Consider the following 12,656-nt stretch of genomic DNA (forward strand, 5'->3'; position numbering starts at 1 on the left):
TGCATAAGGTATAGCAATTATGTTATACCTCTAATCACTTCAGTACTGACAATCACGAAAGTCCACAGAAGTAGGTATTATACTTATTCGCCCTTCGCAGGCAAAATCCTCTCCATCTTTAACAAAAAAGATGATGGAAATACGTACCATTCCCCTTAGTCGCGGGCACTCCAGTCATGCCGCATCAGCGGGTTGATCGTTGAAGCGACCACTCCATCCCGGTAATACACCCGAGGAACCCGATGCGAAATCATGCAGATAATCTCGTAATTGACCGTCCCGAGCCAGGAGGCGTGCTCCTCTGCCGTAATTTTCTCCTCACCTTGTCTGCCGAGAATAACCACTTCTTCCTCATTATGAATATCGGCAATTCCGGTCACATTCATCATACATTGGTCCATGCAAATTTTGCCAACGACCGGTACCCTCTGTCCTTTAACGAGCACCTGTGCTTTTCCCGTCAGCATTCTGGAAAATCCGTCGGCATAGCCGATTGGCAGCGTGGCTACCGTTTCCTCGCCGGCCGTCTTGTATATCGTCCCGTAGCTGATGCCCGAGCCCTCCGGCAGCGTCTTCACCATCACGATCCCCGTCTTGATGCTGAGCACCGGCTCCAGGTCAATCGTCTGGTGATTCACTTCTTCGGATGGATACAACCCGTACATGCTGATTCCGAGACGGACCATGTTGTAGGTCATATCAGGGCTATCGATGGCCACAGCGCTATTGCCCGCATGCACATAGGGGAAATCAATTCCCTGTGCCCGGAAATGATTCACCACTTTATCAAAACGCCGATACTGCTCTATCGTATAGGTTTTATCCGTCTCATCCGCGCAGGCGTAATGTGTAAAAATCCCCTCAACCACCAAGCCGGGAATCTTCAACGCCCGCTCGATCAATACGACAGCTTCCGCCTCGGTCGTCAACCCTAACCGGTTCATCCCGGAGTCGATCTTCACGTGAATGTTCAGTGCCTTCCCGCGCGGCTGCAGCTTCTCGAAAGCGTCCAGCACCTCGTGGCTGTATACATTCAGCGTAATATCGTGCTCCCAAGCTGCTTCCAGACCTTCCGGGGGCGTATAGCCCAATACCAGGATCGGGGCTGTAATCCCCGCCTGCCTCAGCTCCAAGCCTTCATCTAAAAAAGCTACCGCGATATATTCCACTCCGCAGCGAAGCGCCTCCCGGCTGACCTCTACCGCCCCGTGCCCGTAAGCATCCGCTTTGACCACAGCCATCATCTTCACATCAGCGGGTAAAACCCGGCGAAACCCTTCCAAATTGCTGCGCAGCGCATCTAAGGAAATCTCCACCCGCGTCGGCCGGTAAAACGAATCCATAACTCCACCTTCTTTACCAAGGATAAACGGCTTCGCCGTCCTTCAAAGGACGGACGCGTTTGTCAAGGTAGATCCAAGTATAAAAACTTATACTTTCTTATCTACAAAAATCAAGGGAAGCTCCCTGAAGCAGGGAACCTCCCCCTCATCGCGACATGTTCAATCTCAATAAATTATATGGTAATCCGATCTCCCCCGGGTGTCAATGAACAATATAATGAACAGCAGACTGTCAGGAAAGCGTCAGTTTTTGGTAAAATACTTACAGCTTTTGTGGATGAGCGGTAATTCCTTTGGCAGCAAGGAGTCTGGGGGAAACAAGAGAACAAGCCCTTTGGCGCTGCAGGACTTGACAACGCTACTTTCCCATCAATTGGCATCAGCTAATGCGGAATGATGGGATGACATTTTGTATGACATGAACCGTTGCCCCTACGCTCTGCAAACATAGAATTCAATATATTCAGATCGCGGGCAGATACGATGAGAACACCACTGTCGAGGTCTTTCGAAGTTGAGCTACCGCGTTCAGCGTTGGGTTTTATCGCTAATAGGAAAGCAGGTCTTCGCTGCGAAAGCTTATACTCCTATGTGGTAAAAAAAGAATGGGCTCCCGTCAAGGTAAGCCCACCCTTTCTCCCTATGCTCAAGCCGCTTATTTGCCGCTCTCTCCTTGTACAGCCTGTGCTACCTTAATCATCTCGGTTAACGGGAGATCGCCAGTGGAGAGCCTGAATTCGATGCCCTCGTAGGTCCACATCAGCGTTTTCTTCTCATCCCCGGAGATGACCGCGATCGTATAGCCAAGATCCACAATATCCGAAGGCAGGTTCGATACGGTTTGCGTTTCCGGACGGGATTCCACCAAGGTGTAGCTGAATTTGCCAGTGTAGCGCAGCATTACCGCCTTCTCTTCGCCCAGCTTGATCTCGTTCATATCCTGCTTCTTCACACCGCTAGGCGTGTAATTCGGCTCGATGATGCCGAATTGCAGCTGCCCTGCTTTTTGCTTGCCGGCATCGGTTTTACCGCTGCCGGTAGCGCTAGTCACGCCTGCTGGGGCAGAGCCGGATGCGGCGCCGGATGCGCCCTGCGCGACAGGTGCCGTGCTACCGGCTACCGGCGTGCCTGCGGCCTTGCCGCTGCTGGCGGCCGCCGCGTCTTTGCCGGCGGTGCCGGCGGCGCTTGTCGCGCCCGCTGCGCTGCCTGCGGCTCCGCTAGGTGCGGTTGCGGCTCCGCTAGGTGCGGTTGCGGCACCACCAGTGCCCGCAGCCGCCTTGGAGCCGCCTGCGGCAGCGTTGGCGCCGTTTGCGGCGGCGCTGGAGCCGCTGGGCGCCGCGTTGTCCTTGGCGGCGCTGCTGCCGTTAGCGCCGCCTGTGGTTCCCGCGGCAGCTGCACCGGCGGAGCCGTTGGCTCCATTGGCCGCTTTAGCCGATGTACCGGCGGCAGCGCTGCTTTTTCCATCCATCGTTCCTGGATCGTGCGTTCCTGTGCCGCTTGCCTTGCCATCGCCTGCCGCTGCTTTATCTCCAGCCGGGTTATCCATACCAACCGGGCCCGCAGGCCCCATCGTCGGCAAGGACTCGAGCTTCCAGCTTGTCATATTGCGCTGCATGTCAAAGGAGTCCTTTTCAAACTTCTTACCAAACTCAAACTGATTGAAATCGACAATGACCATCACATTGGCATTCTGGTCCGAGACTTCCACCTTTTGCGGTGCGTAGCTCTTCTTATCCAGCCAAATCTTTTGCCGTGCCAGCGAGCCGTTCTGATAATTCGCCAATACATCGAAAACATAAGCATTCGGATCCGTTGTAAACTGGCGGTCATTATCCATCAAAATACTTTGAACCAACGACTGGTACAAATACACTTGTCCTTGATTTTCCGGCCAATCGCTTTGGAACCGGAAGCTTTTATTCAAATGCGGCGTTAGTACGAACACTCCATCATCATTGCGCAGCACAATTTGGGTGATGTCTTTCTTCGCATTTGTTAATGAAATTCGGTAGTAATGCGGATTTTGGTACCATACCTCGACTTGATATTCCTGAGGTTCTTGTCCCGTGTGAAGCACCATTTTCCCGCTGCCCTGGTAGCTCTGCAGCTTGTTAATCACTCCATCCAAATCCTTCACTACCGACCCTGCATCCTTCTTGCCGCACCCGGCCAGCACCAAGCTCAAGCACATCACTAAGGCAATCACCCATGTGAATCGCCGCATTCCAATCCCCTCCAGCACCAAAAGTAAAATCAACTGATAACATGTCTATGTGGGGACTTGGACAAATATGCAGACAAGGTTGACGAGCTTGGGGGAATTCAAGAAAAATGTGAAGCCGAAATTTATATATCTACCCTTTATTTCCGATAAAAAAGTATCTGTACTATTCCAAATTCAAAATAAACTCAATAAAGGGTGACTCCAATGAAAGGCATCATTTTGGCAGGCGGCACGGGATCACGGCTATATCCACTTACCAAAGTAACAAACAAACACTTACTTCCTGTAGGGAAATATCCTATGATATTTCATGCAGTTCATAAATTGAAAGAAGCAAGTATTGAGGACATACTGATTGTAACCGGGAAAGAGCATATGGGTGATGTTGTAAACCTGCTCGGCAGCGGCAAAGAAATGGGCGTCACCTTTACCTATAAGGTACAAGACGAAGCCGGAGGCATTGCACAGGCGTTGGGATTAGCTGAACATTTTGTAGGCACCGATCAGATGGTCGTTATATTAGGAGACAATGTATTCTCTCATGCCATTCAAAACTTTGTTAATAATTTCAAACAACAACAAACCGGTGCCAAGATTCTGATCCAAGAGGTCCATGATCCGAATAGATACGGAGTCCCTGAACTGCATGATGGTCGTATTGTATCTATTGAAGAAAAGCCGGCTCATGCAAAAAGCAACTATGCAGTAACAGGCATATATATGTATGATAGTGATGTATTTCAAATCATTAAAAAATTAAAGCCATCTGGGCGCGGTGAATTGGAAATAACCGACGTGAACAACGAGTTTATCAGAAGAAACCAGCTTACCTACGATATTCTTGAAGGCTGGTGGACCGATGCGGGAACACACGAATCTCTAGCAAGAGCCAATGAACTTGCCAAAGATCTTGTTTTCCATGATTCGTTCGGCAAATTAAAAAGCTAATAATCAAAACGGGTGAAGCAGATGAAAGTATTGTCTACCAAGTTAAAAGGTGTTTTTATTATTGAGCCTGCGGTGTTTCAGGATGCCCGCGGCTTTTTTACGGAAAGCTATAATCAGCAAGCCTTCGAAAAACATGGATTACAAGCCGACTTTATCCAAGATAACCACTCTTTGTCCGTAGAAAAGGGAGTGCTTAGAGGCATGCATTATCAACTAAATCCTAAAGCCCAGACCAAGCTCGTCAGAGTCACGGCTGGAGCTATTTACGATATCATCCTGGATATCCGCCGTGGCTCCGTAACGTTCGGACAATGGATAGGCGTACAGCTGAGTGCAGAAAACAAACGACAGCTATGGGTTCCAAAAGGCTTTGCACATGGCTTCTGCACTTTATTTCCGAATACAGAGGTTCAATATAAAGTCGATGAATATTATTCACCAGAGCATGACCGGGGCATAGCCTGGAATGATCCCGATCTGCAATTCGATTGGCCTGAAGTTCAACCCATTTTGTCACCGAAGGACAGCAATCATCCACCGCTTCAACACGCAGAAATGAATTTTGACTAAAGGAGTCTCTTTTCTATGAATGTACTTATTACAGGCGGCGCCGGATTTATCGGAAGCAACTTCGTCAAGTATCTGTCCAACAAGTATCCCCACTATCGTATCACCAACTTGGATGCCCTAACTTATGCTGGTAATCTTGAAAATCTCAAGTCAATCGATACACTTCCCAACTACACCTTTGTAAAAGGCAATATATTGGATTCCTCCTTAGTCGATCAGTTATGTGGGCAAGGAATAGATATTGTATTAAACTTTGCCGCAGAATCGCATGTGGATCGCAGCATTGAGGATCCCCAGCTTTTTATAAAAACTAATGTTCTTGGGACCCAAGTCCTTCTGGACAGTGCAAAAAAACATAATCTCCGAAAATTTGTCCAGATTTCCACTGATGAAGTATACGGATCACTGGGACCAACCGGACTGTTTACAGAGAAGACGCCTCTGGCTCCCAACAGTCCCTATTCCGCAAGTAAGGCAGGTGGAGATTTATTAGTAAGGTCCTATCATGAAACCTTTGGAATGAACGTGAATATTACACGCTGCTCAAATAACTATGGGCCGTACCAATTCCCGGAAAAATTGATTCCGCTAATGATATTGCGAACACTCACGGATCAGCCTTTACCTATCTATGGGGACGGACTTAATGTAAGAGACTGGCTTTATGTTGAAGATCATTGCAGCGCTATTGATCTGGTTATGCATCAGGGAATCAGTGGTGAAGTATATAATATCGGCGGGAATAATGAAAAGACTAATTTAGAAATCGTTCGATCCATCCTGCAGGAATTAAATAAGCCGGAGTCTTTGATCAACTTTGTACAAGATCGCCCTGGACATGATCGGCGCTATGGTATAGATGCAACGAAAATTCGTACTGAACTAGGCTGGAAGCCTAAGCATCATTTTGAAGCAGGTATTCAGGCTACTATCCAGTGGTATTTAGAGAACCGAACATGGTGGGAAAGAATCCAATCCGGTGCGTATAGGCAATCTACTGATTTACAGGTAGGCGATATAATATGAGAGTATTGGTAACAGGTGCCGGAGGGCAGCTTGGATACGATGTGGTTCGTTTATTTCAACCTTCCAGTGATGTTATAGGTCTTGGGCGTGATGAACTGGATATAACAAATACCGAACAGTGCATCCGAGTTCTGGAACAACATCAGCCGGACGTGGTCATTCATTGCGCCGCCTACACTTCAGTTGACTTAGCAGAGCAGGATGAGGATACAACTTTTGCGGTGAACGCCTATGGTGCTCGAAATATGGCGGTAGCTGCTGAGCGAATTGGAGCTAAAATGTGCTATATCAGCACGGATTACGTGTTTGATGGCAATACAACTGTTCCATATAAAGAATACGATCAACCTAATCCCCTTGGGGTATATGGCAAGTCCAAATTAGCCGGGGAACGTATGGTGGAATCGTTATCTTCGAAATATTTCATCGTTCGAACTTCCTGGGTATATGGACTCCATGGTCATAATTTTGTTAAAACTATGCTTAAGCTTGCTCAGGATAAAAAATCACTAAAAGTAGTCCATGATCAAATAGGCTCGCCTACCTTTACTGAAGATCTCGCAAAATTTCTGCTGCAATTGGTGGGAACCGAGAAGTACGGGATTTATCACGCTACCAACAGTGGATCCTGTTCCTGGTACGAATTCGCCTTAGCTATCTTTGAGGAATTTGGATTAGAGGTAGTTGTCGAACCTTGCACAACCGAGGAATACCCTAGGCCTGCACTGAGACCTAAGTATTCTATACTGGACCATTCGGCACTGCGTGCGAATGGGTTTGAGGATTTGCGGCATTGGCGGGAGGGATTAAAGGTACATCTGAACCATAAACATAGTCAATGATTTTTCATTTATATCAGAAGAATTTTTTTATTCTAAAATAAATCAGTGAGGCTATAGTCACACCAACCAAAACATAAGAAAGCCAGGCTTAACTTTAGAAGCTTGGCTTTTGGAACGCGCAATCGATTTCCTAAAGTCCCTTCGTATACTTTACTTCTACTCGTAACACATTTCAGATTATTCAGTAAGTCCTATATACAAATTTGAGTAAATCTTGTTTTAACCACTCACTCAATTATTAACATTCTAAATGTAATGATGGGCCTAATGAAATTCAAAGTTAACTGTACATATTATCATAATATTCAAAAGTTTCTTTTAATCCATCCTCTAAGGAATATATAGGTTTCCAGCCTAGCTCTTTCATAGCCAATGAATTATCTAAGTAACTATGAACTATATCACCCATTCTAGGGGAATGATAAATGGGTTTAAATGACTTGCCACTAAGCATGCTAAATTTCTGTAACAATTCATTTATAGTGGTTTGTATATTGCAACTAATATTGAAAATACCTCGGCTACCTTTTTCCAATGCAGCAATATTTGCTTCTACAACATCCTTCACATATATAAAATCACGAGTTTGTTCGCCATCTCCAAAAACGACAGGTGAACGTCCAACTAAAAAACTATCCATAAAAGTGGAAATAACTCCTCCCTCTCCTTTGGGGTCCTGTCTTATTCCATACACATTAGCATATCTCAGTATAGTATAATCCATCCCATATAAAAGGGAGAAAACTTCTATATAATGTTCAGGGGTATGCTTAGAAACGCCATAGTAAGACAAAGGCTTTACCTGATGTTTCTCATCCACGGGTAAATACTCAGGAGTCCCATATACCGCGGCAGAAGAAGCATAAATTATTTTTCGAACTCCTTTAAATTTGCATTGCTTCAAAAGTTTAATGGTTCCTAGAATATTTATCCCTGCATCAAGATCAGGTTGCCTTATTGAGGTTTGCACATCAATCTGAGCTGCATGGTGAATAACTACTTCAGGTTTAATCTTTTCGAAAATATCATCAATCTCTTCATCCAGAATCGAAATATTATATAAACTTGCCTGTTTATTTATATGCTTGGGATCTCCATTTGAAAAATTATCAATTATTGAAACTTGATGTCCTAACTCAACAAGACGATCAACAATATGAGAAGCAATAAATCCGGCTCCGCCAGTTACCAAGACATTCATCTTTATGCTCCATTTGCTAATAATTTAATAAGCGTTTTTATTAATAAACCCATTTACGATTGTTTTTATAATAATTTTAATATCGAAGAGAAAGCTCCAATTTTCAATATAAAAAATATCATGCTTTATTCTATCTTCTATCGAGGTATCACCACGTAAACCATTTGACTGTGCCCAGCCTGTTATTCCAGGGCGAATATGATGTTTGACCATGTACTTTGGGATCTCTTCCTTGAATTGTTCTACGAAATAGGGTCTTTCAGGTCTTGGGCCAACCACACTCATATGTCCAAATAATACATTAAAAAACTGTGGCAATTCATCCAAACTCGTTTTTCTTATAAATGACCCGAATTTAGTCTTACGCGGATCATTCTGTATTGTCCAATTGGTATCCGAAGATTCCTCCGTTTGCATCCTCATGCTACGAAATTTATACATCATGAAAGTTCGCCTGTTCAAACCCACACGTTCCTGTTTGAAGATAATGGGGCCAGATGACGATAATTTCACACCAATTGCAATAAAAATTAGAATAGGAGAAGTTATAATAATAGCTATTGCTGAAAATAATATATCAAAGGTTCTTTTCAAAAAGCGATTACTTAGTTCATCTAAAGGAATATCTCTAACATTTATAAGTGGCATTCCAGCAAAATTATCGAAATATGGCCTAGAAGGTAAATAATCATAAAAATCAGGAATAATTAGAGCTTTGACACCTGCTTTTTCACACACATTAATTATCTTTGCATATTTACTATGCGCATTTAATGGCAAGGCAATAATAACTTCGTCAACTAATATTTCCTGCAAAATTGATTCCAAATCATCTATTTTGCCTATAATTGGTTTGTAACGCGATAAGTCAACATCATGTTGGTCCTGGTAATCGTCTAAAAACCCAACGACATCGTATCCTAACTCTGGATAATGGGATAAGTTATCAAAAAACTTTCGACCTAAAGTACCGGCTCCAAGTATGAGCACAAATTGCTTATTGTATCCTTTTTCCCGATAGCTTTTCAGAGTGACTTTCACCATATACCTATAAAAACTAGTTAATAATATACAATTTACTAAGAACAGCAATAAGTAAGAACGGGATACGTGGACTTCCTTAAAAACAAACAAAATACTTAACAACATCAATAGACTTATAAAGTGGACTTGAATGATCTTAAATACTTCAAAAGAAAACTGCTTTTTACGCTTTGAAGAATAAAAATTAAGAAAATAACTAATTCCTATTGCTATTATTCCGTATATGAAACTCCATAACATATAATGTTTAAAAGAAAGCGGGGCTTCATACGCAATCCAATTACTTGTGAATTTAAGCCAATAGGATAATAAGAACATTAATTGAACACTTATAAAATCAGCAAAAGCATAAATTAGAGACAAAAAACTCTGACCTCTGCGTACCAAGAATAATTCACCTCACAAATTTCTATTGCATGTTTAACAAGACAATTATAACATGTGACTATAAAAAAATATTAAAACGTATGTCAGGGGGATTAAAAATTGAACTGTAAAATTTGTGAATTACATAAAATACAACCACAAGCAATAATACAAAGTACAGAATTTTGGATTATTAGAAATACATCTTCTGCCCTTTTACCTGGTTATTGTATACTTGAGCCAAGAAGACACGTAACAACGTGGTCTGATTTAACAAGTAAAGAGATCATTGAAATGGGGACTTTAATACAAGAAATAGAAAGCCGATTAAAATTCGAACATCATGCAGAGAAAGTATATGTCGTTACAATAAGTGAAGTAGTAAGCCATCTCCATTTACATTTAATTCCAAGGGCAACTGGAATGCAACTGAGGGGATTGCATTTAATTGAAAAAGCCATCACATCAAATTAGAAGTATATACTATTATACTACATATATCATGGTAAATATATTGGAGGAAAAACATTGTACCTTTTCAAAAAAACTTTAGAATTTTTTACTACGAAACAAAAATGTATTGTTCTTGTTAGTTATTTTATAATTCTCACTCTAATTTGTTTGAATTTTGCTTTAAATCGAATATACTTTTCAGACTTTTATCCAGCTAATGGAGATTTTCAAAATTACAATGGTTATCGTAGATTACTGGAAGGCCAAACACCTTTTCAAGATTTCTTCTATTATCTTGGTTTAGGACCATTATATATTAATTCAATTCCTTTATTATTTTTAGGAAATAATTTTACCAGCAGTTTATTCGCAACTAATTTTATTACATCATTTATGTTTGCTCTTTCAGTTTATGTTATCTCAAGATGTAATAATCTAAGTAATGTAAAGAGTCTACTATTAACTTTGGTGCTGTTACTATCTGCTTGCAATTATACTGGCTTTTCTATAGTCTCAGAATTTTTCAAAAGATATGACTTCCTATACTATGTACAACCTGGAAATTCAGATAGAATGGTTCGTGCTTTTCTACCATTCTTACTAATTCTTGTTTTTATTATATGTAATAAATTAAAATTTAAACATGTCTTATTTAAAAACTCATACTTCATTTCAACATTATATGGACTTCTAATAGGGTTCAGTATATCTTGGTCAAATGATTACGGCATAAGTGTTTTTATTGCAGGGAGCTTTATTATGGTTCTCTTGAATTTAAAATTCGAAAAAAAATTCTTGTATAATATTCTACTGTACTTCATTGGTTGTTTAACAGGATGCTATTTTATTGTTAATATACTTACCTTTGGAAATTTCTCTAATTGGTTAGACTACAACTTTTTGGGTGTAGCTAAATATCAATTTTGGTATTATGCAACTGGATATCAGTCTAAATTATTAACTTTGTCGGATTTTCCAATTAATCTAGAACTTCTTTTTTGTTTATTATTTATATTTTATTATTCTATTAAAATTAAAAAAAAGAAGCACACTATAAATGAAGTATATTTATTGTTCTTGTTTTTGACTTCAATGATTGCTGGATATGCTTATGCAATTAATAGCGAAAAACAAGGTCTATTTTGGCCAGTTTATATGATTTTATATATTACTATATTTAGCAAATTAATTCAGAATGTTTCCGTTAAAAACATGAAATTGACTCTAACCTTAAATACAGTTCTTATAATTGCAGGGTTATACTTATCATTTTTCCATTTAGATGAAACTATTGGCAGACTACATAGTAAGCGAGAAACCTTCGTCCCTGAATTAAATGGGTACTTATCTAAGTATGGTAAAGAATTGAATATCGCTTCAAACAAAGTAATTAAAACTAATGATGTATTTTCCACCTATGCGTCCGCTCTAGAAGTATTATCAAACCAGTATCAATCATCTGGCATGGACTACATTATACATGTACTCGGAGACAAATACAGAACAAAATACTTAGATAAATTCCATTCGCTTCAACCTGAATTTGTGACGACCATGAGAGAAGATTTTTTTCCATATGAGTTATGGGTAAAGCGAGCAAATTGGTTTTTTTATAGGGAGTTATTAACTTCCTATAAAGCTGAGGCAATAACACCTTATAGTACAATATGGAAAAAACAAATAAATGAAAATATTTATAATAACAATGTCCAGTATTCAATAGAACAAAAATCAGAAAATAGTGTTGAAATTATTGCTAAAACGGATGATAAATTAAACAATGTAATTGTGGATTTCTCCATCTCTTATCGAAGCCAATGGAACAATAAAAGATTTTTCGGTTTCGGACTGAGGAAAATTGTTAGTGTTCAAGATGGCTGGTCCTCAGAAAAAGTTAACGATTTGGGAACAGCCGGTGGCTATAATCTACCGGATACTGCCGAGTTAATAAATATTCCAGTTAGAATTATAAATGGGGAAGGTAGAACTGTGTTAAGTGCATATCCAGCTAACATGACTAATCTTAGAGTTTCAGAATTTAAGGCTTTAAAAATAATATCTGACGTACCTTCAAATCTATCCTCATTAAATAATCTATACAAACTTGAAAATATTAAAGTTGAAAATTTAACAGATGTAAACTGGCAGAACGGTATAAATAAAAATCAGAACATTGCATTGATAAAGAATACTCTTGAAAACAAAGCTACTATTGAAGGGGCTAATTATCTTATAACTAAAAACGGGAATAAAATTAAAATTGAAAGAATACAATATCCTGATAACGAATGGATTTATGTAGTTTTAGAAAGTGTAAATGAAGAAATTAGGTATCCCAATGAGATCAAATTCTCATCACAATAACTATGAAGCAATACTAGAAAGACAATAAAAGCTTAATAATAAGAATCAATAAATGGTTTGGAAAAGGGGTAGTGGATTATGTTCCTCCCCCTTCTATAATGCTCCCATAGGTTGAGACACGGGAGAGTGAAAAATAAGTTATAATGAAGCCATGGAAAAACGGAACCGATACACCTCAGAGTTTAAGACGAAGGTCGTCCTGGAGGTCCTCCGTGAGGAGCAGACCGTAAACGAGATTGCAGCCAAGCATGAATTAAGTCCTGTTATGCTCAGCC

General features: G+C 40.7%; 11 protein-coding genes. 7 read left to right on the top strand and 4 right to left on the bottom strand.

Features of this window, described 5'->3' with window-relative positions:
* Positions 1–155: 155 nt before the first annotated feature.
* Both alr and CF651_RS00665 read right to left on the bottom strand, forming a co-directional pair.
* Entirely contained in the window at positions 156–1,343 is a 1,188-nt protein-coding gene (gene alr, locus CF651_RS00660) for an alanine racemase (protein WP_094012899.1), read from the bottom strand.
* Between the two features lie 655 nt (positions 1,344–1,998).
* On the bottom strand, positions 1,999–3,567 hold the full coding sequence (locus tag CF651_RS00665) for an outer membrane lipoprotein-sorting protein (protein WP_094012900.1): 1,569 nt from the start codon (positions 3,565–3,567) through the stop codon (positions 1,999–2,001).
* 204 nt (positions 3,568–3,771) lie between these two features.
* On the opposite strand from CF651_RS00665, the gene CF651_RS00670 reads away from it, so the two are divergent.
* From CF651_RS00670 to rfbD, 4 genes are read left to right on the top strand one after another with little or no spacing between them, the layout of a single operon-like run.
* On the top strand, positions 3,772–4,515 hold the full coding sequence (locus CF651_RS00670; RefSeq protein WP_094012901.1) for a sugar phosphate nucleotidyltransferase: 744 nt from the start codon (positions 3,772–3,774) through the stop codon (positions 4,513–4,515).
* A gap of 21 nt (positions 4,516–4,536) precedes the next feature.
* Positions 4,537–5,085, top strand: a complete 549-nt coding sequence (gene rfbC, locus CF651_RS00675) for a dTDP-4-dehydrorhamnose 3,5-epimerase (RefSeq protein ID WP_094012902.1) — start codon at positions 4,537–4,539, stop codon at positions 5,083–5,085.
* Positions 5,086–5,100: 15 nt separating this feature from the next.
* On the top strand, positions 5,101–6,111 hold the full coding sequence (gene rfbB / locus CF651_RS00680; protein WP_094012903.1) for a dTDP-glucose 4,6-dehydratase: 1,011 nt from the start codon (positions 5,101–5,103) through the stop codon (positions 6,109–6,111).
* Entirely contained in the window at positions 6,108–6,953 is an 846-nt protein-coding gene (gene rfbD, locus CF651_RS00685) for a dTDP-4-dehydrorhamnose reductase (RefSeq protein WP_094012904.1), read from the top strand. The genes rfbB and rfbD overlap by 4 nt, the downstream gene beginning before the upstream one ends.
* Before the next feature lie 280 nt (positions 6,954–7,233).
* Here rfbD and CF651_RS00690 read toward each other — a convergent pair whose 3' ends face one another.
* Together CF651_RS00690 and CF651_RS00695 are read right to left on the bottom strand one after the other, a co-directional pair.
* Entirely contained in the window at positions 7,234–8,154 is a 921-nt protein-coding gene (locus CF651_RS00690; protein ID WP_094012905.1) for an NAD-dependent epimerase/dehydratase family protein, read from the bottom strand.
* A gap of 24 nt (positions 8,155–8,178) precedes the next feature.
* On the bottom strand, positions 8,179–9,585 hold the full coding sequence (locus tag CF651_RS00695; RefSeq protein ID WP_094012906.1) for an undecaprenyl-phosphate glucose phosphotransferase: 1,407 nt from the start codon (positions 9,583–9,585) through the stop codon (positions 8,179–8,181).
* A 99-nt stretch (positions 9,586–9,684) separates the two neighbouring features.
* Here CF651_RS00695 and CF651_RS00700 point away from each other — a divergent pair, with 99 nt between their 5' ends.
* The 3 genes from CF651_RS00700 to CF651_RS33340 form a co-directional block, all read left to right on the top strand.
* Positions 9,685–10,038, top strand: a complete 354-nt coding sequence (locus tag CF651_RS00700) for an HIT family protein (protein WP_094012907.1) — start codon at positions 9,685–9,687, stop codon at positions 10,036–10,038.
* A gap of 54 nt (positions 10,039–10,092) precedes the next feature.
* Positions 10,093–12,381 carry a hypothetical protein gene (locus CF651_RS00705; protein WP_094012908.1) on the top strand — a complete coding sequence of 763 codons (2,289 nt, stop codon included), beginning with the start codon at positions 10,093–10,095 and terminating at the stop codon, positions 12,379–12,381.
* 151 nt (positions 12,382–12,532) lie between these two features.
* Positions 12,533–12,656, top strand: a 124-nt coding sequence (locus CF651_RS33340) for a transposase (RefSeq protein ID WP_094012925.1), incomplete at its 3' end; no start/stop codon positions are given.

It is taken from the genome of Paenibacillus rigui, assembly GCF_002234615.1.
Classification (GTDB): Bacteria; Bacillota; Bacilli; order Paenibacillales; family NBRC-103111; genus Paenibacillus_S; species Paenibacillus_S rigui.